General features: G+C 66.7%; 22 protein-coding genes. 11 read left to right on the forward strand and 11 right to left on the reverse strand.

The genetic code is table 11. From position 1 onward, the window contains the following. The first annotated feature begins 15 nt into the window (after positions 1–15). Positions 16–1977 (forward strand): methyl-accepting chemotaxis protein, encoded by a 1962-nt coding sequence (locus HHL28_RS16345; protein ID WP_075772249.1) that lies wholly within the window; start codon positions 16–18, stop codon positions 1975–1977. 359 nt (positions 1978–2336) lie between these two features. Continuing rightward, positions 2337–2978, forward strand: a complete 642-nt coding sequence (locus HHL28_RS16350) for a DUF882 domain-containing protein (RefSeq protein ID WP_083699281.1) — start codon at positions 2337–2339, stop codon at positions 2976–2978. A gap of 42 nt (positions 2979–3020) precedes the next feature. Here the strand turns inward: HHL28_RS16350 and HHL28_RS16355 are convergent, their stop codons facing one another. Together HHL28_RS16355 and HHL28_RS16360 are read right to left on the reverse strand one after the other, a co-directional pair. Further along, a complete protein-coding gene (locus HHL28_RS16355) occupies positions 3021–3512 on the reverse strand; it encodes a hypothetical protein (protein ID WP_169655493.1) in 492 nt (163 codons plus the stop codon). Positions 3513–3587: 75 nt separating this feature from the next. Then, positions 3588–4040, reverse strand: coding sequence for an acyl-CoA thioesterase (locus HHL28_RS16360; protein ID WP_075772250.1), 453 nt, complete (start codon positions 4038–4040; stop codon positions 3588–3590). Between the two features lie 166 nt (positions 4041–4206). On the opposite strand from HHL28_RS16360, the gene HHL28_RS16365 reads away from it, so the two are divergent. Continuing rightward, positions 4207–5058 carry a hypothetical protein gene (locus HHL28_RS16365; protein WP_075772251.1) on the forward strand — a complete coding sequence of 284 codons (852 nt, stop codon included), beginning with the start codon at positions 4207–4209 and terminating at the stop codon, positions 5056–5058. 122 nt (positions 5059–5180) lie between these two features. Here the strand turns inward: HHL28_RS16365 and HHL28_RS16370 are convergent, their stop codons facing one another. Beyond that, complete coding sequence (locus tag HHL28_RS16370) at positions 5181–5639, reverse strand: hypothetical protein (RefSeq protein ID WP_169655495.1); 459 nt, start codon at positions 5637–5639, stop codon at positions 5181–5183. 176 nt (positions 5640–5815) lie between these two features. Between HHL28_RS16370 and HHL28_RS16375 the strand changes: the two genes are divergently transcribed. After that, positions 5816–6259: a hypothetical protein gene (locus HHL28_RS16375; protein ID WP_169654473.1), complete on the forward strand. Its 444-nt coding sequence runs from the start codon at positions 5816–5818 to the stop codon at positions 6257–6259. An 88-nt stretch (positions 6260–6347) separates the two neighbouring features. Continuing rightward, on the forward strand, positions 6348–6503 hold the full coding sequence (locus HHL28_RS16380; RefSeq protein WP_169655497.1) for a hypothetical protein: 156 nt from the start codon (positions 6348–6350) through the stop codon (positions 6501–6503). A gap of 63 nt (positions 6504–6566) precedes the next feature. Here HHL28_RS16380 and HHL28_RS16385 read toward each other — a convergent pair whose 3' ends face one another. Beyond that, positions 6567–7052, reverse strand: a complete 486-nt coding sequence (locus HHL28_RS16385; protein ID WP_075772254.1) for a glutathione peroxidase — start codon at positions 7050–7052, stop codon at positions 6567–6569. 234 nt (positions 7053–7286) lie between these two features. Between HHL28_RS16385 and HHL28_RS16390 the strand changes: the two genes are divergently transcribed. From HHL28_RS16390 to HHL28_RS16410, 6 genes are all read left to right on the forward strand, one after another. Next, the gene (locus tag HHL28_RS16390; RefSeq protein ID WP_075772255.1) at positions 7287–8315 is read left to right on the forward strand and encodes an amino acid ABC transporter substrate-binding protein; all 1029 of its coding nucleotides are present in this window, start codon (positions 7287–7289) and stop codon (positions 8313–8315) included. A gap of 139 nt (positions 8316–8454) precedes the next feature. Further along, positions 8455–9597, forward strand: coding sequence for an amino acid ABC transporter permease (locus tag HHL28_RS16395; RefSeq protein WP_169655736.1), 1143 nt, complete (start codon positions 8455–8457; stop codon positions 9595–9597). Between the two features lie 18 nt (positions 9598–9615). After that, entirely contained in the window at positions 9616–10050 is a 435-nt protein-coding gene (locus HHL28_RS18910; RefSeq protein ID WP_404325997.1) for a hypothetical protein, read from the forward strand. Beyond that, positions 10011–10730, forward strand: a complete 720-nt coding sequence (locus HHL28_RS18915; RefSeq protein WP_404325998.1) for an amino acid ABC transporter permease — start codon at positions 10011–10013, stop codon at positions 10728–10730. The genes HHL28_RS18910 and HHL28_RS18915 overlap by 40 nt, the downstream gene beginning before the upstream one ends. Then, entirely contained in the window at positions 10727–11482 is a 756-nt protein-coding gene (locus tag HHL28_RS16405; RefSeq protein ID WP_075772257.1) for an amino acid ABC transporter ATP-binding protein, read from the forward strand. Before HHL28_RS18915 ends, HHL28_RS16405 begins: the two co-directional genes overlap by 4 nt. 179 nt (positions 11483–11661) lie before the next feature. Then, positions 11662–12444 carry an FRG domain-containing protein gene (locus HHL28_RS16410; RefSeq protein ID WP_083699283.1) on the forward strand — a complete coding sequence of 261 codons (783 nt, stop codon included), beginning with the start codon at positions 11662–11664 and terminating at the stop codon, positions 12442–12444. 204 nt (positions 12445–12648) lie between these two features. Here HHL28_RS16410 and polA read toward each other — a convergent pair whose 3' ends face one another. From polA to HHL28_RS16445, 7 genes are all read right to left on the reverse strand, one after another. Continuing rightward, positions 12649–15570, reverse strand: a complete 2922-nt coding sequence (polA, locus tag HHL28_RS16415; RefSeq protein ID WP_075772259.1) for a DNA polymerase I — start codon at positions 15568–15570, stop codon at positions 12649–12651. 142 nt (positions 15571–15712) lie between these two features. After that, positions 15713–16384: an orotate phosphoribosyltransferase gene (locus HHL28_RS16420; protein WP_075772260.1), complete on the reverse strand. Its 672-nt coding sequence runs from the start codon at positions 16382–16384 to the stop codon at positions 15713–15715. Between the two features lie 158 nt (positions 16385–16542). Continuing rightward, positions 16543–17403, reverse strand: a complete 861-nt coding sequence (gene motA / locus HHL28_RS16425; RefSeq protein ID WP_075772261.1) for a flagellar motor stator protein MotA — start codon at positions 17401–17403, stop codon at positions 16543–16545. A gap of 130 nt (positions 17404–17533) precedes the next feature. Then, complete coding sequence (locus tag HHL28_RS16430; RefSeq protein WP_075772262.1) at positions 17534–17815, reverse strand: superinfection immunity protein; 282 nt, start codon at positions 17813–17815, stop codon at positions 17534–17536. A gap of 41 nt (positions 17816–17856) precedes the next feature. Then, positions 17857–18075, reverse strand: coding sequence for a helix-turn-helix transcriptional regulator (locus HHL28_RS16435; protein ID WP_404326001.1), 219 nt, complete (start codon positions 18073–18075; stop codon positions 17857–17859). After that, positions 18072–18512 carry a hypothetical protein gene (locus HHL28_RS16440; protein ID WP_169655499.1) on the reverse strand — a complete coding sequence of 147 codons (441 nt, stop codon included), beginning with the start codon at positions 18510–18512 and terminating at the stop codon, positions 18072–18074. Before HHL28_RS16440 ends, HHL28_RS16435 begins: the two co-directional genes overlap by 4 nt. A 33-nt stretch (positions 18513–18545) precedes the next feature. Further along, positions 18546–18962, reverse strand: coding sequence for a hypothetical protein (locus HHL28_RS16445; protein ID WP_083699284.1), 417 nt, complete (start codon positions 18960–18962; stop codon positions 18546–18548). Positions 18963–18994: the final 32 nt, after the last annotated feature.

Consider the following 18994-nt stretch of genomic DNA (forward strand, 5'->3'; position numbering starts at 1 on the left):
ACAGGGGAGGCGTCCATGGTCACTTGGGTCCGCAACCAATCCCTCGGCCACAAGATCTACGGCGTGCTGGGCCTGTTGGCCGCCGTGGCGGCTTTGTTGGCCACCGCCGGCTCCTTCTCCGTCACCGCGCTGCATGACGGGGCCAAATCGCTGAAGACATTCGACGATGTGCGCTTCGCCTCCAGCCGCGCCACGTCCAACCTGCTGGCCTTCGCGCGGGCGGTGGAATTCCTGCCCCTGTCCACCCCCGCCACCCGGCCGGCCGAAGAGGCCAAGGCGGAGAGCGAGCTGGCCGCCCTGAGGCAGCGGCTGGATGAGCTGCGCGCCCAGGGGGACCCGCAGGTCCAGGCCAAGCTGGAGGCCATCCGCCCGACGCTGGAGCGTTACCAGGCCACCCACCGGCAGGTGGTGCAGTTGGCCAGGGCGGAGAAGCTGGCGGAGGCCGGGGACGCGGTGACCGCCGCCGCCCCGCTGGTGGATGAGATGCGCGCCCGGTTCCAGGCGCTGGAGGACCACACGGCCACGGGGGTGGATGCCGCCGCCGCCGGGCTGGACGCGGAGAAATCCTCCATCCTGGGCACGCTCTGGTCCGTGGCGGGCGTCGCCATCCTGGCAGGGGTGGCCCTGGCCGTCGCGGTCGTCCGCTCCATCACCGGGCCGCTGGCGCACATGACCGCCGCCATGGGCCGGCTGGCCGAGGGGGATGACGGGGTGGCCGTGGAGGCGACCGACCGCCGGGACGAGGTGGGCCGCATGCAGCAGGCCTTGGCCGCGCTGCGCGGCACGGTGGCGGAGGCGTTCCGCCTGCGGCAGATGGTGGACGGCATGCCCGTGTCGGTGATGATGGCCGACCCGAACGACGGGTTCCGCATCACCTATGCCAACCGCCGCACGCTGGAGACGCTGCGGACCATCGAACACCTGCTGCCAGTGAAGGCGGACGAGATGCTGGGCCAGTCGGTGGACATCTTCCACAAGAACCCCGAGCACCAGCGCCGCATCCTCTCCAAGCCGGAGAACCTGCCCTGGAACGCCAAGATCAGGCTGGGTCCGGAGACCATGGACCTGCGCATCTCCCCCGTCCGCGACCGCCAGGGGCGCTATGTGGGGGCCATGCTGAACTGGTCGCTGATCACCCAGCAGGTGAGGCTGGCCACCGACTTCGAGAACACGGTGAAGGCGGTGGTGGACACGGTGGCCGCCGCGGCCGAGGAACTCCAGGCCTCCGCCGGCGCCATGTCGGCCACGGCGGAGCAGACCAACCGCCAGGCCACCGCCGTGGCCGCGGCGGCGGAACAGGCCAGCGCCAACGTGCAGACCGTGGCCTCCGCCGCGGAGGAACTGTCCAGCTCCATCGCCGAGATCGGCAAGCAGGTGGCCCTGTCCAGCCAGGTGGCCGCCGACGGGGCGGTGCAGGCGGGGGAAACCAAGGCCGTGGTGGACGGCCTGGCCCAGGCCGCCCAGCGCATCGGGCAGGTGGTGGACCTGATCAACTCCATCGCCAGCCAGACCAACCTGCTGGCCCTCAACGCCACCATCGAGGCAGCGCGGGCGGGGGACGCGGGCAAGGGCTTCGCCGTGGTGGCGAGCGAGGTCAAGGCCCTGGCCCAGCAGACCCAGAAGGCGACGGAGGAGATATCCGGCCAGATCGGGGCGATCCAGGCGGCCACCGGCAACTCCGTCACCGCCATCGGCCAGATCGCCGGGGTGATCGCCCGGGTCAACGAAATTTCCGCCACCATCGCCGCGGCGGTGGAGGAACAGGCCGCGGCGACGCGGGAGATCGCCCGCAACGTGGAGCAGGCGGCCCAGGGCACGCACGAGGTGTCATCCACCATCGCCGGGGTCAGCCAGGCGGCGGCGGAAAGCGGCAGTGCCGCCACCCAGGTGGCCAGCAGCTCCGCCGAGCTGTCGCGCCAGTCCGGCCTGCTCAGCCGGCAGGTGGACAGCTTCCTGCAAAGCATCCGGGCGGCGTGACCGGCCCCCGGATCCCGCGGCGAGGGCCCGCGGGGTCCGGGGCGGGCGTCTGTGTCCGCCGTCACAGGGGGTAACGGCCCGGCACCCCGCCCTCCACCCACCTGTTCCCGCATGGGTGGCGCCGCGGGTCAGGCGGGTAGGGGCCGGGGTGGGCGTCCCGCCCAACGATGCCCCCGGGAAAGCACGGTTAATCCAGGGTTTAAGCGACGGATGGCCTACCCCGTCGGTGCATTTGTCCCTTGCGTGACCTTCTTCGTTCTGCCATACGGGCATTGTTGTCCTGCGCCACATGCAGGACACATTCTCGGGGAACGTGTCCCGGCTGCAACGCCGGGGGGTGAAGCAAGGGAAGACAGGAAATGGTGGAACGGCCGAGCGGGACCGACCTGACCAACCCCTCCACGTCGCGCCCCGAGTCTCCTGAGAATTCCGATGCCCCCGACGCTGCCCGCCGCGGTTTCCTGCGCTCCGTCTGCAAGCTGGGCCTTGCCGCCGGCGCGGCCATCTGCCTGCCCACGCTGATCACCGACACGGCCGAGGCCGCCAGCCTGTCCGCCCCCCGCCGCACCTTGCAGTTCGTCTCCCTGCACACGGGGGAGAAGCTGAAGGTCACCTATTGGGCCGACGGCCGCTACCTGCCCACCGCGTTGCAGGACGTGAACGAGATGCTGCGCGACTGGCGCACGGGTGAGCAGACCCGCATGGACCCCAAGCTGCTGGACCTGCTGTTCCAGCTCCGCCAGAAGCTGCGCGCCGACCAGGCCTTCCAGGTCATCTCCGGCTACCGCAGCCCCAAGACGAATTCCATGCTGCACGCCAGCAGCGACGGCGTCGCCAGCAAGAGCCTGCACATGGAAGGCAAGGCCATCGACATCGACATGGCCGGCCGCCAGCTCAAGAAGATCCGCCAGGCCGCGCTGGATTTGCGCCTGGGCGGCGTGGGCTACTATCCCAAATCCAGCTTCGTCCACGTGGACACCGGCCGCGTCCGCCAGTGGTGAAAGTGTAAGCGGCTTGTGTTCTCTCAAGCATGCAAGGTGAAATCACATACCTGCTAATTCTTCTGCGTTGACCTTTAACGCTTTTCCTCTATGGATTTTGCCTGTTGAATCTTCGCAAGCAGGATAAATTTTCACCTTTTTTATTTTCTCATGGATTAATGCCTGCCCTATAGATTGATACGTATAGCATTTTGCTGCTGACGCGCCATCCTCTAACTTAGCCGGAAGTTTCGTGTCTACTAGGGATGGAATTGCGTCATTCAGAGTCAAAAGCTTTTTAGCATGAGGTAGCAAGATATAGATTTGGTTCACAGTAACTGGTCGATGCCCATTGTTAATAACTTTCACTTCTAGATGTTGGCATCCCGAATGAGCGCCGTTCATCGAAGATGGATGCCGAAATTGCACATCCAGCTTTCTCTTTTCTTTCTGAATGATTTTCAAGAAGTTAAATGTGGACAGGCCAGCTCCCCAGAGGGCAAGGAGTAGCAATATTATATCTTTGTAGCTTAATAGAAATTCCTTTATTAACATCAGGATTTCCCATTGCGCGTGCCAGTGACCACCACCACAATACCGAAAGAATGTATAAGACTTATACAATTTTCTCTAGCTAGCTCTTTCCCTCATCCCCTCCAGCACCGCCCGCACGTCAGCCGGGATCGGGGTGGGGCGGCGGGTTTCGCGGTCCACATAGACATGGACGAAATGGCCGGCGGCGGCGGGGCTGTCGGCGCCCGCCTTGAACACGCCCACCTCATACCTCACGGAGCTGGTGCCCAGGTGGGCCACCACGATGCCCACCTCCAGATCGTCGGGGAAGGCGACGGAGGCGAAGTAGCGGCAGCCCGTCTCCACCACCAGCCCGATGGCCGGGCTCCGCTCGATGTCCAGCACGCCGGCCCGGACCAGCATGGCGTTCACCGCCGTGTCGAAATAGGAATAATAGGTGACGTTGTTCACGTGCCCATAGGCGTCGTTGTCCATCCAGCGGGTGGTGACGGGCACGAAGCTGCGGAAACGGTCCCGGCCGGGGATGTCGGGGCGCTGCTTGTCGGACACGGGGCGGACCTCTCGGGGCAGGGGCGGCGGTAAGCCAGGGTGGCCTGTGTCAAACGTTTGTTCAAGTGCCGTCGGTGTTCGCCGCCGCGAAGCCTGAGACAAGGCTTTCCCGCAACGGGGGAATCAGCCATACCATTGCCCGATGGGGTAAGGGGGAGGCTTGTCCATGCGCCAGGGGATCGTCGCGGCCCTGTTGCTGCCGCTGTTGCTGGGGGCCTGTTCCGCCGGCGGGCCGCAGGGAAGCGGGCCGGTGGCCGCGCCGGCCCGGGCGACGGTGGCGGAGGCGCCCGCACCGGCCCTGACGGACGAGCAGCTTTTCGGCATCTCCCAGGTCGCGGCGGCGGTGACCAGCCCGGAACTGGCGCGGCCGCTGGTGCGCATCACCCCGGACAACCCGGACCTGGTCTGGCGCGACGGGGCCAAGGGGCGGCAGGTGAAGGTGGCGTCGGTCATGCCCGCCGGTTCCTACCGCAAATATTACCTCGGCAAGGCCACCGGCACCTCCCCCAAGGGCTGGGGCACCATGTGGGTGACGGCGGCACCGCAACTCCAGCGCTTCTGCGCGGCCGTGCCCGGCGACGCGGATGCCAAGCGCCGCCGTGTCCAGCAATGGCTGGGCCTGAGGCCGGAGGCCAACGACCCCTGGGTGGTGGAGTTCTGGGTGGAGCCCGCGTCCCTGGCCCGGCCCTGCCCCAACCCGGACATCACGGCGGAAAGCTGCCCGGTGGACACGCCGCAGACCGTGGCCCGCCCCACCTGCGACGCCAAGGACAAGGCCTGTGCCGAGAAGGTCGGCTTCGTGGACTGGCTCGACAGCTACACCCGCCTGTCCGTGGTGGCCGGCGGCTATCCCTGGACCCGGCTCGGCTATACCTTCGACTGGAAACCCGCCGAGGGCAAACCGCCCGTGGGCGAGACCGTCGCCTTCAGCCGCTATGGCGCCACGGAATTCATCCTGCGGCCCAACCAGCCCTATGAGCAGGCCAGCGCCACGACGTTGGGGGATTACTGCAAGTGACCGTGGCGTCGTCCGCTTTGGCGGCATGCCCCAATGTTTCTAGGTGCTTTTTACATACATTTTGATCCGCTCAAGTCCGTGTTCCCAACACACGGTCCCCGCAGGCTTTCCTGTTCAGCTTCTCATACGAAGAACAGGCTGACGACGAACACGTCCTCCACCAGGTCCTTGCCCACCGCGGTGTTGGCGATGTCGCGGATGCGGGCCTTCATGCGGGCCAGGTCCGCCGGGGTCGCGTCGCGGCGGACCAGCTCCTCCGCCGCCAGCGCCTCCGTCACCGTGCCGATGATCCGGGGGCGGTAGCTAGACACCGTTTCCACGTCCGCGGCCAGGCTGCCGGACTTGCGCACCACCAGGTCCACCAGCAGGCGGGCATAACCCAACCGTTCCTTCCCCGGCACCAGGATGGGAGTCAGGTGGATGTAACGGATGGCGTCCGGGTCCTGGGACTTGGGCGGGGGTTTCTTGACCGGCTTGGCGGGCTCGGCAGCCAGGGCCGGCCCGGCGGGGCCCACCCACAGCGCCAGGGCCGGCAGGCTTGCCAGCAGCATGCGGCGGGACGGTAGCGGGCACCGCGCCATGGGGGCCACCCGACGGTTCGATTCCAGCAAAGGTTAGCATGGGGAACCGTAAGTTGAAAGGGGGTGCCCCCCGGCCAGCACCCGCGGCCGTCCGGGGCACCACGGGAGGAACCGTAGCCCCGGCTGCGTGGTTGACCAATGTGACAGGATATGGATCGACCTGAGAGGGGTGTGCCGTGGCTGAGCGGATGGGGCTTGCGGGTCTGGTGCTTTGCGTGGCGGCGCTTTCCGCCTGTTCCTCGGCGCGGGAGGCGGAACAGGCCCGCTACGCCCAGCAGGCCCTGGTGGGCATGCCGGCCGAGACGCTGCTGTCCTGCGCCGGCGTGCCGGAGCGGCGGGAAGCGGCGGGCGGGGACGAGTTCCTGACCTATACCAGCGCCCGGGCCGGCGGGTCCGGCAGCAGCATCGGCCTGGGCGTGGGCGGCGGCGGGGGCAATCTGGGGCTCGGGCTCGGCCTGGGCATCCCGTTGGGCGGGGGTGGCTCCTCCTCCTGCGCCGCGACCTTCACGGTCAGGCAGGGCCGGGTGGCCCAGCTCGCCTATCGTCAGGATAGCGGGGACACGGCGGCGTGTTACGCCATCGTCGAGAATTGCCTGTCCCGGATACCCCGACAACAATAACGAAAGCCGCGGAACCCCAAGGGCTTCAGGCCCGTTGGCGTGGGGCAGGTTCTGGTTAACGGGTACGATGCGCGGAGGGGAAGACATCATGGCGGCCAGTGACACTCCCAAGGACGACCGCCCGGGAAATGACGCACGCTCCCGCGAGGAGGAGCGCATCCGGCGGCAATCCGAGCGCATCCGCGAGATGGAGCGCCTGATGCGCGCCGCGGCCGCCTTCGCCCGCGGCAAGCCACCGCGCTGAGCCGCGCGCCGGCGCCGGCCACGTCCGGCGGCCATCCATGCTGGCCGCCGGTGCCGCCGGGACTCACCCCGGCAGCAGCGCCTCCACGGCGGCGACAAGCTCGTCCGACAGCGGGGCGACACGCGGGCCGAAGATGCCGGCCACCTGCCCGTCCGGGCCCAGCAGCAGCTTGTGGAAGTTCCACTTCGGCAAGGCGGCCTCCCCCACCTCCTCTCCCAGCCAGCGGTAGAAGGGATGGGCGTCGCCGCCCAGGACGGGCTGCTTGGCCGCCAGCGGGAAGCTGACACCGTAGTTCCGCTCACAGAAGGCGCCGATCTCCCCGGCGTCACCGGGCTCCTGCCCGCCGAAATCGTTGCTGGGCACGCCCAGCACGACCAGGCCGCGCTCGCGGTAGCGGTCCCACAGGGCCTGCAAATCCTTGTATTGCGGGGTGAAGCCGCAGGCCGACGCCGTGTTCACCACCAGCACCGGCTTGCCGGCGAAGGACCCCAGGCCGATGGTGCCCGTCCCGTCCAGGGTGGGGAAACTGAAGGCGTGGGCGGTGGTCATGGTCCGGTCCCCTTCCAAGGCGCGCTCGGGCCATAGGTGGGGGCGAAGGGGGCACCCTGCCAGCCCGATCCCCGGAAATTCCATGCATCCCCTTGGAATTCTTGCAGAAACAGGGTTGTCCGCCGACACCGGCGAATGATTAACTGTTGCCAGCCCGGGACGGTCGGCCAACGACCGCCAGGAGGGCGGAGGGAACTGCCGCCAGCGGCGGCATAGCGCAGGGGACGACAGACCATGAGCCTTCGTTTCAGCACCATGACCGCCGCCCTGATGGCCCTCGGGCTTATCGGCATGGGCGGCGCGGCCCAGGCCGGGCCGACCCTGGACGCCGTGAAGGCGCGGGGCCAGCTCGTCTGCGGCGTCAACACGGGGCTGGCGGGGTTCAGCAACCCGGACAGCCAGGGCAAGTGGACCGGCCTGGACGTGGATGTCTGCCGCGCCGTCGCCGCCGCCGTGCTGGGCGACGCCAACAAGGTGCGCTACACGCCCCTGTCCGCCCAACAGCGCCTGACGGCGTTGCAGGCGGGGGAGATCGACATCCTTTCCCGCAACACCACCTGGTCCCTGACCCGCGATGCCCAGGGCTTGGACTTCGCCCCCGTCACCTATTATGACGGCCAGGGCTTCATGGTGAACAAGTCGCTGGGCGTGACCAGCGCCAAGCAGCTGGACGGCGCCACGGTGTGCGTGCAGCCCGGCACCACCACCGAGCTGAACCTGGCCGACTATTTCCGCGCCAACAACATGAGCTTCAAGCCCGTGGTGATCGAGGCGCTGGACGAGGTGAACGCCGCCTTCTTCGCCGGCCGCTGCGACGTGCTGACCACCGACGTGTCGGGCCTGGCCGGCATCCGTGCCACGGTGGCCACCAAGCCGGACGATTTCCTGATCCTGCCGGAGGTGGTCTCCAAGGAGCCGCTGGCCCCCGTGGTCCGCCATGGCGACGACCAGTGGCGCGACATCGTGCGCTGGACCGTCTATGCCCTGGTGGAGGCGGAGGAGAAGGGCGTCACGTCCGCCAACGCGGACGAGAAGCTGAAGAGCGCCGACCCCGGCGTGCAGCGCCTGCTGGGCGCCCAGGGCGATCTGGGGAAGCTGTTGGGCCTCGAGCCGCAATGGAGCCACCGTGCGGTCAAGCAGGTGGGGAACTATGGCGAGATCTTCGAGCGGAACCTGGGCAAGTCCACCCCGCTGAAGCTGGAGCGAGGCCTGAACGCCCTGTGGCTGAACGGCGGCCTGATGTACGCCCCGCCGTTCCGGTAAGCCCCGTAGGTCGGATTAGCGGGCGTATGCCCGCGTAATCCGACGGCAACCAGGAAGCCTGCGGCCTGTCGGATTACGGCGCTGACGCGCCTAATCCGACCTACGAACCGGTGGCCATGTCAGCACCCCCCGTAACAGGCTGAACCCCAACGACCCCCGCGTCCGCGCCCTGCTGTGGCAGGCGCTGGTGCTGGGGCTGGTGGCGCTGGGCACCTGGTACCTGGCGTCCAACACCATGGCGAACGTGGCCCGGCTGGGCGTCGCCTCCGGCTACGGGTTCCTGGGGCGGGAAGCGGGGTTCCAGATCGGGGAGACGCTGGTGGCCTACGGGCCCCAGGACCCTTACGCCCGCGCCTTCCTGGTGGGGGTGCTGAACACGTTGAAGGTGGCGGGCATCGGCATCGTGCTGGCCACCATCCTGGGCACGGTCGTCGGCATCGCCCGCCTGTCCCGCAACTTCCTGGTCAACCGGCTGGCCGCGGGGTACGTGGAGGCCCTGCGCAACGTGCCGCTGCTGCTGCAACTCTTCCTCTGGTACGGGGTGCTGACGGAGGGGCTGCCGGGACCGCGGCAGGCGCTGGAGCCGCTGCCGGGCCTGTTCCTGTCCAACCGGGGCCTGAAGCTGCCCGGCCCGGCGGACGACCCGACCTGGTCCTGGGTGGCCGCGGCCTTCGGGCTGGGGGTGCTGCTGGCCCTGGCGGCCACCGCCTGGAACAAGGGGCGGCAGGCGCGCACCGGGAAACGGCTGCCGCTGCTGCCCATCACCCTCGGCCTGCTGCTGGGCCTGCCGGGGCTGGTGATGCTGGCCTTCGGCGGGGCGGCGCTAGACATGCCGGTGCTCAAGGGCTTCAACTTCCAAGGTGGGGTCACGCTGACGCCGGAGCTGGCGGCCCTGCTGTTCGGCCTGGTCACCTACACCGCCGCCTTCATCGCGGAGATCGTGCGCAGCGGCATCCAGGCCGTGGGCCACGGCCAGACGGAGGCGGCGCTGGCGCTGGGCCTGTCCCGGGGCAGGGTGCTGCGGCTGGTGGTGCTGCCCCAGGCGCTGCGGGTGATCATCCCGCCCACCACAAGCCAGTTCCTGAACCTGACCAAGAACAGCAGCCTGGCGGTGGCCATCGGCTACCCGGACTTCGTCTCCGTCGCCAACACCACCATCAACCAGACGGGGCAGGCGGTGGAAGGGGTGGCGGCCATCATGGCCGTGTTCCTGGCGGTCAGCCTCAGCCTCTCCGCCCTTATGAACTGGTACAACCGGCGCATCGCGCTGGTGGACCGCTGACATGGACGGAGCGCTGAGATGAGCGACGGCGCCTTCGGCCTTTCCCCCGGCGAGCCGCCCGCCACCCGTCCGCCGCCGGCCATCGCGGCGCCGGGGGTGGTGGGCTGGCTGCGGGCCAACCTGTTCCGTACCTGGTACGACACGCTGCTGACCCTGGCGGTGCTCTACGTCCTCTGGCTGGTGGTGCCGGACGTGGTGCGCTGGGCCCTGGGCGACGCGGTCTGGTCGGGGGAGGCGGCGGCCTGCCGGGCGGCGGGCGGGGCCTGCTGGGCCTTCGTGGCGGAGAAGTGGCGCTTCATCCTGTTCGGCACCTTCCCGGCCGACCAGCACTGGCGGCCCACCCTGGCCATGCTGCTGACCATGGGCGTGTTGTTGGCCAGCGCCGACCGGCGGTTCTGGGGCCCAGGCTGCTGGTGCTGTGGGCGGTTGGGCTGGGGGCGGCGTGGCTGCTGATGGCCGGCGGGCTGTTCGGCCTGTCGCCGGTCCCGACCGAGCTGTGGGGCGGGCTGCCCCTGACCCTGGGCCTGTCGGTGGTGGGCCTGGCCGTGGCCTTCCCCCTGGGAGTGCTGCTGGCCCTGGGCCGGACCAGCGCGCTGCCGGTGCTGCGGGTGCTGAGCACCGCCTATATCGAGCTGATCCGCGGCGTGCCGCTGGTCAGCGTGCTGTTCATGGCCAGCGTCATGATCCCCCTGTTCCTGCCCACCGGGGTAAGCATCGACAAGCTGCTGCGCGCCCAGATCGGCCTGATCCTGTTCGCCGCCGCCTACCTGGCGGAAGTGGTGCGCGGCGGGCTGCAGGCCATCCCCAAGGGCCAGGTGGAGGCCGCATCGGCCCTGGGCCTGGGCTATTGGCAACGGCAGCGGCTGATCATCCTGCCCCAGGCCCTGTCCCTGGTGATCCCGCCCCTGGTGAACACCTTCATCGGCTTCTTCAAGGACACCAGCCTGGTCATCATCATCGGCCTGCTGGACCTGCTGTCCACCGCCAAGGCCGCCCTGACCGACCCGGCCTGGCGCGGCTTTTACAAGGAGGCGTACCTGTTCGTGGGCGTGATCTACTTCCTGTTCTGCTACGCCCTGTCGCGCTACAGCCGGTACCTGGAAACCAGCCTGTCCAAGGGGAGGCGGCGTTGACCGACCTGTCGGGCGACGAGCCCATCATCGAGCTGTCCGGCGTCAACAAATGGTATGGCGCGTTCCACGTACTGCGGGACGTGTCGTTGACCGTGGCGAAGGGGGAGCGGATCGTGGTCTGCGGGCCGTCGGGGTCCGGCAAGTCCACCCTGATCCGCTGCATCAACCGGTTGGAGGAGCACCAGGCCGGTACCATCCGGGTGCACGGCATCCCCCTGGACCAGGATGTCCGCCACATCGAGGCCATCCGCCGCGACGTGGGCATGGTGTTCCAGAGCTTCAACCTGTTCCCCCACCTGACGGTGCTGGAAAACCTGACCCTGGCCCCCGTCTGGGTGAAGAAGACCCCGAAGGCGGAGGCTGAACGGCTTGCCCGCCAGTACCTGGAGCGGGTGCGCATCCCGGAACAGGCGGACAAGTACCCCGGCCAGCTTTCCGGCGGTCAGCAGCAGCGGGTGGCCATCGCCCGCGCGCTCTGCATGAATCCCAGCATCATGCTGTTCGACGAGCCCACCAGCGCCCTGGACCCGGAAATGGTGAAGGAGGTGCTGGACGTGATGGTGGACCTGGCCCAGGGCGGGATGACCATGCTGTGCGTCACCCACGAGATGGGCTTCGCCCGCCGGGTGGCCGACCGCATGGTCTTCATGGACAAGGGCGAGATCGTGGAGGTCGCCCCGCCGGCCGAGCTGTTCGCCAATCCCAAGAGCGAGCGCACCCGCGCGTTCCTGGGGCAGGTGCTGGGGCATTGAGTATGCAGGGATTAAGGTCGGAAATTGATTGAAGATTCGTAGGCTTGTTGACTTTTGTGTCTAAATTAGATATGAAAAATTGATTTTAGCTTATCACCTGGGGGTGTGTCTTCTTCTTTTTTTTCCATCTTCTGGAGCCTGTCAAAGGCGTAAGTCACTTCATTGATATAATCCAATCAATGGAGAAAAAGTCAAATGTCTCCGTTTTCTATCGGGGGCATGCTGACAAGTCTTTCCTTTGTCAACCCTCTCTTTTTCGAGATGCGGGGCATCGTCGTCATGAAGATAGGCTGCTGATGTCTCTTGTAGCGACACAGCCAGATGCTTTTTCGGCCGATAGTTCCACTTTCGAAAGGCTTGTCAGGGCTCAACATTACTCGTTGCCGACTCGGCTGCTAGACATAAGCTCAAACCCTTTGATTGCTTTATACTTTTCTGTATGCGGCGAGCCAAATGCTGATGGTGAAGTTATTGCTTTTGCTTGTGAAGATAAACTTGTGAAGTTTTTTGGTAGTGATTCAGTCAGTATCTTGTCTAATTTGGCGTATCTGAAGCCTGCCGAGCGAAATGTTTTGAGAAAGAACATGAAATCTTCTAAAGATCACTTCAATTCTCTTTCGGAAGTCAATAGACTTGTCTGTTTCATTAAGGAAGAGAAACCCTATTTCACCGCCGCTATAAATCCTGCTGATTTGAGTCAGCCGGTATTTGTAAAGCCAAAACTGAGCAATCGCAGAATTGTTGCTCAGAACGGGGCGTTCATTGTTTTTGGCCTCAATAAAAATTTAGACAGTGGTTTTTCAGAAAAGTTTATCACAGTAAGAATAAATATACCAGCGCTCAGGAAAGCGCAGATTTTATCGGAATTGGACAGGCTTGGTATTAATGAAGGAACTGTTTTTCCTGACCTTGAAAAATCCTCCGTTTACATTAAGTCCAAGTACAAGGCACCCTTGAAGTAGTATCAACAGTCAAATCTTTGTCCGTGAGTATCGACACAGATCGGCGTGACGGCGAGCAAGGACTCTGAAGCCTGGAAACTTGTAGATGAGGATTCCGAGCGGTTGGTACATCAAAAAAATACTTGCGTGCGACGGTGCCAAGGAAGCGACACTGGTTCAAGTAGAAATAACTTCAATGTTAAATTTATCCTCCTTTCTTTATCCTCAATGCGCCGCGGCCCAGCTGTGGCCCCAACCGGCTTCCGCCTCCAGGGGCACGCCCAGGGTGGCGGCGCCCTCCATCACCCGCTTTACCAAGGCGGCCGTCTCCTCCACCTGCGCGTCCGGCACCTCGAACAGCAGTTCGTCATGGACCTGCAGCAGCATCTTCGCGTCCAGCTTGGCGGCAGCCAGCGCGTCGGGCAGGCGGATCATGGCGCGCTTGATGATGTCGGCGGCGGTGCCCTGGATGGGGGCGTTGATGGCCTGGCGCTCGGCGAAGGCGCGCTGGGGGCCCTTGCCGTCGCGGATGCCCTGGATGGTGCAGCGGCGGCCGAACTGGGTGCAGACGAAGCCGTGCTGGCGCGCGAACTCCTTGGTCTGCTCCATGTACTGGCCCAGCTGCCAGAACCGCTCCAGGTACTTCTTGATGTAGAGCGTGGCCTCCACCTGCGGGATGCCCAGGCGCTGGCTGAGGCCGAAGCCGGAGATGCCGTAGATGATGCCGAAGTTGATGGTCTTGGCCTTGCGGCGCAGGTCACTGTCCACCTTGTCCACCGGCACGCCGAACACCTGGGCCGCCGTGGCGGCGTGAACGTCGATGCCGTTCTGGAAGGCCTCCTTCAGCGCGTCGATGCCGGCCATGTCAGCCACCAGCCGCAGCTCGATCTGGCTGTAGTCCACGGACAGGAGCTTGTGCCCCTCCGGCGCCACGAAGGCGGCGCGGATCTTGCGGCCCTCCTCGGTCCGGATCGGGATGTTCTGCACGTTGGGGTCGGAGGAGGAGAGGCGGCCGGTGTTGGTGGCGGCCAGGGCGAAGTGGGTGTGGACGCGGCCCGTCTCCGGGTTGATCTCCTCGGCCAGCGCGTCCGTGTAGGTCACCTTCAGCTTGGTAAGCTGGCGCCAGTCCAGCACCCGCTGGGCGATGGGGTGGCCCTGTTCCGCCAGGGCCTCCAGCACCGTCACGTCGGTGGAATAGGCGCCGGTCTTGCTGCTTTTCTTGCCGCCGGGCAGCTTCAGCTCATCGAACAGGATTTCCCCCAACTGCTTGGGGCTGCCGACGTTGAAGGACCGGTTGGCCAGCTTGTGGACGTCCGCCTCGATATGGACCAGCCGCTCGGCGAAGTCGCGGGACATGTCCCGCAGCACGGCCCGGTCCACCAGCACGCCTTCCTGCTCCATCCGCGCGATGATGGCGGGCAGGGGGCGCTCGATGGTCTCATACAGCGTCACCTGCCGTTCCCGCACCAGCCGCGGCTTCAGGTAGCGGTAGAGCCGCAGGGTGACGTCCGCGTCCTCCGCGGCGTAGGCACACGCCTTGTCCAGGGGCACCTTGTCGAAGCTGATGCGGTTGCGCCCGGTGCCGGTGACGTCGTCATAGGTGATGCTGGTGTGGCCGCAATAGAGCTGGCCCAGCTCCTTCAGCCCATGGCCGTGGGCGCCGCCCTCCAGCACGTAGGACATCAGCATGGTGTCGTCCACCGGCGCCACCGCCATGCCGTGCCGGTTGAAGACGGTCAGGTCGTACTTGATGTTGTGGCCGACCTTCAGCACCCCCGGGTGGGCCAGCATCGGCGACAGGACCCGCACCACATCCGCCAACGGGATCTGGCCGGGCAGCAGCCCGCCGTCACCGCCGAAGTCCAGCCCGCCGGACGGGCCCGCATCCGGCTTCTTGTGGGCCACGGGGACATAGCAGGCCTTGCCCGGCTCCACCGACAGGGACAGGCCCACCAGCTTGGCGCGCATGGCGTGCAGGCTGTCCGTCTCCGTGTCCACGGCGACGATGCCGGCCTCCATGGCCTTGTCCACCCAGGCCTGGAGCTGTTCCACCGTCTGGACCAGTTCATACTCCGTGCTGTCGGGGCTTGGCACGGGCACCCCGTCGGCGCGGGGGGCGGCGGGGGTGAAGTTGCGGGCGTTGAAGGCGGCGCGCACCGCGTCCGTCCGGTCCGGGGCGGGGGCGCCCGCGGGGGTCGGGGCGGCGCCGTCGGCCAGGGCGCCGTCCTTGGCCAGCTCCGCCTCCACCTTGTGGACGATGGAGCGGAAGCCCTGGAGTTTCAGCCACTCCACCAGCTTGCGGTGGTCCGGCTCCCGCACCACCAGCTCCTCCACCGGCGTGGGCACCGGGGCGTTCTCCTCCAGCTGAACCAGCTTCTTGGAGATGCGGGCAAGCTCCGCGTTGGTCTGCAGCTTCTCCCGCCGGCCGGCCTGCTTGATTTCCCCCGCCCGTTCCAGCAGGGCCTCCAGCGAGCCGTATTCGGTGATGAGCTGGGCCGCGGTCTTCACGCCGATGCCGGGCACGCCGGGCACGTTGTCCACGCTGTCGCCGGCCAGGGCCTGCACGTCCACCACCTTGTCGGGCGTGACGCCGAACTTCTCGAACACCTCGTCGGGCCCGATATACTTGTTCTTCATGGGGTCCAGCATGCGGATACCGTCCCCCACCAGCTGCATCAGGTCCTTGTCGCTGCTGACGATGGTCACCGGCCGGCCCAGCGCCCGGGCCTGGCGGGCATAGGTGGCGATCAGGTCGTCCGCCTCATACCCCTCAAGCTCCAGGCAGGGCAGGTTGAAGGCATCCACCGCCTCCCGGATCAGGGCGAACTGGGGGCGGAGGTCCTCCGGCGGCTCGGGCCGGTGGGCCTTGTAGTCGGCATAGATCTCGCTGCGGAAATTCTCCCGCTTGCTGTCGAACACCACGGCCACGGCCTGGGCCTTCAGGTCGGCCAGCAGCTTCAGCAGCATGTTGGAAAAGCCCAGCACCGCGTTGACCGGCGTGCCGTCGGGCCGGGACAGGGGCGGCAGGGCGTGGTAGGCGCGGAAGATGAAGCCCGACCCGTCCACCAGGTACAGCGGGTTGCCGTCCGCGGCGGGGGTGCCCTTGGGCGCGGCGGTCTCGGTCGCAGTGGTGGTGTCGGTGGGCATCGGCGTTCAGTCCGCGTTCCGGGCGTCGGGTCGGGGCTGAACATGGCCCAGCGGCGGGCGGGTGTCGAGGGTTTGGCAGCTCCCGCCCGGTCGTCTTGGCACGGCTTTCGAATTCGAAAGTGGCGCCTCCGCGCCCCGCCCCTCACGCCTTCCAGTGCGTCGGGTCGGACAGGAAGCGGCGGATGCTGGACAGGGCCTCCTGGGGCAGGGCGTCCCGGTCCTCCGCCGCCTCCAGCAGGTCCCACCAGGTGGACAGGGCGTGCAGCCGCACCCCCAGGGGCGACAGGTGCTCATGGATGGCGTCGAACACCCCGTACTGGAACACCACCATCAGGTCGGTGACGTTGGCGCCCGCGTCGCGCAGGGGTTGGACCAGCCCGGCCTTGCGGTGCCCGTCGGTGGCGAGCTGCTCCACCAGCAGCATCCGCCAGCCCTGCTTCACCCGCCCTTCCACCTTGTGCTTGCGCGGGTCTGCCTCCCCCGCCGGGCGGCGGACGAAGACCAGGGGCAGGCCCAGCCGGTCGGCCAGCATGGCGGCCACGGGCACGCCCGGCCCGTCCGTGCAGCAGGATATGGCGTCCAGCCGCCCCTCCACCTCCCGCTCCACCATCTCCAGCGCGTGGTCCAGCAGGCGGTTGCGCCGGTCCGGGAAGCCCAGCAGGGGCCGGATGTCCACATGCAGTGGGCTGGACAGGCCCTGGCCCACCCGGAACGGGTTGGCGTCGTCGAAGCAGACGCAGCCGCTGTCCAGCAGCATGGTGGCGGTGTCTACGGCGTTCTTGCGGTTCTCGATGTCCGCCTGGGTCGGGATCATGGCGTGGCCTCCCCCTTCTGCCTTCTTAAGGGGAAAGCCTAGCAACCCCTGTCAGGGGCGGCGATGAGAGAGGTCAAGGGCCCCGGGGGCATTGGGCATACCCCCACGGGGCAAGGGGCGTAAAAGCCGCGCCCGCGGAACCAACCCGCGGGCCGCCGTCAGCTGATCTGCGACAGCGCCTCTTCCAGCTCGTTGAAGTCGGGCATGTACTCGCTGGGTACTTTCTTGCGTGCCGCCTCGATGCTGACCTGCGGGGCATAGCCGCCCAGGTGGGCGGTGATGGCGGCGCGGATCACGTGGTAGAACTGGTTTTCCTCCTCCACGATGCCCTTCAGGCGCGAGGCGATGGGCGCGCACAGGCCGTAGGACAGGAAGATGCCCAGGAAGGTGCCCACCAGGGCGCCGCCGATCAGCTTGCCCAGCACCTCCGGCGGCTCGGTGATGCTGGCCATGGTCTTGATCACGCCCAGCACCGCCGCGACGATGCCCAGCGCCGGCATGGCGTCCGCCACCGCCTGGATGGCGTGGGAGCTGTGCAGCCCCTCATGCTTCACCTTCTCGATCTCCTGCTCCATGAGGGCTTCCAGCTCATGGGGGTTGTCCACGCCGATAGAGAACATGCGCAGGTAATCGGCGATGAACTTGACCGTGAAGGGGTCCTTCATGATGGTCGGGTAGGCGTTGAAGATGTTGCTCTCCATCGGCTTCTCGATGTGCTGCTCGATGGCGAGGACGCCCTTGGTCTTCATGGTCTTGAGGATCTGGTACAGGAGCGCCAAAAGCTCCATGTACTCCTTCTTGTGGAACCGGGCGCCGCCGAAGATCCTCTTGATGTCGCCCAGCGACTGCTTGATCACGTGGGTGGAGTTGGCGATCAGGAAGGTACAGGCCGCCGACCCGCCGATGATCATCACCTCCTTCGGCAGGGCCTCGATGATGATGCCGATCTTGCCGCCGAAGATGATGTACCCGCCGAACACGCAGAAGAAAACGCCGGCAAGGCCAATGATGGCGAACATGCGCCCACCCCGGATTCCGAAACCACTACCCCGCTAGAACGTCAGCGCAAACGCCGGATTTGTCAAACCATACCCCGTTCGGTGGGCCCCTGGGCCGGCGGTTGTCACTTGCCCCGGTGTCGCAGGCCCGTCATCCCGCCGCCTTGTCGTCCACGGCAACCTTGTGCTTGCGGCTGAACCAATCGGGCAGGCGGTCCACGCAGGCCCAGACCAGCAATGCCACCCAGCCGGCCGAACTCCACGACCCCACGGCCAGGTTCAGCCCGGCCAGCACCTTCAGATGCCGGTGCCGCCGCACCGCCGCGATGGCGGTGGGCAGGAAGACGATGACCAGGGCGAAGCCGATGCCGAAGGCCACCGCCGCGGGGCCGGCCTGGACCAGCATGTCCCAGGCTTGGGAAAGTTCTTCCATCCGTATCCTCCCGAATATTGGGTTTCCCGCAGGCGCCGGGTTCACCCCTGGGCGCAGGGCGTGTCGTCGTTGGCGATGAAGATCTGCTCCACCGGCTGGCCGAACAAGCGGCCGATCTTCAGGGCCAGGGGCAGGGACGGGTCGTACTTGCCGGTCTCGATGGAGTTGACGGTCTGTCGGCTGACGCCCAGCCGCTCCGCCAGCTCCGCCTGGGACCAGCGGCGCTCCGCGCGCAGGATGTGCAGGCGGTTCTCCATCATCTGTACTTCCGGTAGGCGAGCATCCAGCCGACCGTGTAGCCGACCCCGAACAGCAGGACCAGGTACAGGGCGGGCACCGGTGGCCGGCCCGCCACCTCCTGCAGCAGCACGAAGCTGCACGCCGCCCCGGCGCAGAACAGCACGGCGATGCGCAGGGCGATGCCGTCCATGACCTTGAACAGCTCGTCCTGGCGGCCGCAGAAGCGGAACCAGTGCAGCAGGGCGGCGACGAAGGGCAGGGTGGGCAGCATGGCCAGCGCGCGGGTCAGGTCATCCTCGGCCAGCGCCGGCCGGTCCTCGAACAGGGCGGCCAGGAAGCCGGCGATGGCGCCGGCCACGAACATGTAGGCAAGGCCGAACAGCAGGTCGCGCTTGTCGGCCCGGGTCAGGCTGGACCAGCGGACCCACAGGCCGCCATGGGTGATCTCCACCATCATCCCCTCCTTCTGGTTGGCGCTTCGGAAGCCGGCTCAGCGATAGGACCGGGCCACCAGGCGGGTGGCGACCAGCCACAGGGTGCCCATTACCGCCCAGACCGTGACCATGGGCAGCCGGGGAAGCCCGGCGCTTTCCAGGAAGCCATAGGTGAGGCTCAGCAAGGCTGTGCCGACAAAGGCCAGCATGATGGCCTCCCCCTGGATGCGGCGCTGAAGTTCATCCATCCGCCGGAACTGCTGCCAGACCAGCCAAGCCATTGCGAGGGCCGGAAGCATAGGTAGCAGGACGACGGGCACCAGGGCCGGTCCGGCTACCCATCCCCGGTCGATGGAGGCAAGAACAGGCAGGGTGACCAGGGCATAGGCCATGGACGCCAGCCCCATCTTCCGCCCATACGCCTTGCCGGACAGCCCCTCCGCCCCGCTGTCCACCCTGTCGGCCTTGTCCATCGCCACCTCCCTCTGTCATGTCTTGGCGACAG

The organism is Aerophototrophica crusticola (assembly GCF_012913305.1).
Classification (GTDB): Bacteria; Pseudomonadota; Alphaproteobacteria; order Azospirillales; family Azospirillaceae; genus Niveispirillum; species Niveispirillum crusticola.

Bases quoted from the DNA above. Each gene is read 5' to 3' on its own strand.
- HHL28_RS16390 (WP_075772255.1), top strand. From the start codon at position 7,287: ATGAGCCTTCGTTTCAGCACCATGACCGCCGCCCTGATGGCCCTCGGG.
- HHL28_RS16420 (WP_075772260.1), bottom strand. From the start codon at position 16,384: ATGATCCCGACCCAGGCGGACATCGAGAACCGCAAGAACGCCGTAGAC.
- HHL28_RS16410 (WP_083699283.1), top strand. From the start codon at position 11,662: ATGGAGAAAAAGTCAAATGTCTCCGTTTTCTATCGGGGGCATGCTGAC.
- HHL28_RS16370 (WP_169655495.1), bottom strand. From the start codon at position 5,639: ATGGCGCGGTGCCCGCTACCGTCCCGCCGCATGCTGCTGGCAAGCCTG.
- HHL28_RS16440 (WP_169655499.1), bottom strand. From the start codon at position 18,512: ATGATGGTGGAGATCACCCATGGCGGCCTGTGGGTCCGCTGGTCCAGC.
- polA (WP_075772259.1), bottom strand. From the start codon at position 15,570: ATGCCCACCGACACCACCACTGCGACCGAGACCGCCGCGCCCAAGGGC.
- HHL28_RS16385 (WP_075772254.1), bottom strand. From the start codon at position 7,052: ATGACCACCGCCCACGCCTTCAGTTTCCCCACCCTGGACGGGACGGGC.
- HHL28_RS16350 (WP_083699281.1), top strand. From the start codon at position 2,337: ATGGTGGAACGGCCGAGCGGGACCGACCTGACCAACCCCTCCACGTCG.
- HHL28_RS16365 (WP_075772251.1), top strand. From the start codon at position 4,207: ATGCGCCAGGGGATCGTCGCGGCCCTGTTGCTGCCGCTGTTGCTGGGG.
- HHL28_RS16380 (WP_169655497.1), top strand. From the start codon at position 6,348: ATGGCGGCCAGTGACACTCCCAAGGACGACCGCCCGGGAAATGACGCA.
- HHL28_RS16435 (WP_404326001.1), bottom strand. From the start codon at position 18,075: ATGATGGAGAACCGCCTGCACATCCTGCGCGCGGAGCGCCGCTGGTCC.
- motA (WP_075772261.1), bottom strand. From the start codon at position 17,403: ATGTTCGCCATCATTGGCCTTGCCGGCGTTTTCTTCTGCGTGTTCGGC.
- HHL28_RS16430 (WP_075772262.1), bottom strand. From the start codon at position 17,815: ATGGAAGAACTTTCCCAAGCCTGGGACATGCTGGTCCAGGCCGGCCCC.
- HHL28_RS16445 (WP_083699284.1), bottom strand. From the start codon at position 18,962: ATGGACAAGGCCGACAGGGTGGACAGCGGGGCGGAGGGGCTGTCCGGC.
- HHL28_RS16345 (WP_075772249.1), top strand. From the start codon at position 16: ATGGTCACTTGGGTCCGCAACCAATCCCTCGGCCACAAGATCTACGGC.
- HHL28_RS16355 (WP_169655493.1), bottom strand. From the start codon at position 3,512: ATGTTAATAAAGGAATTTCTATTAAGCTACAAAGATATAATATTGCTA.
- HHL28_RS18910 (WP_404325997.1), top strand. From the start codon at position 9,616: ATGAGCGACGGCGCCTTCGGCCTTTCCCCCGGCGAGCCGCCCGCCACC.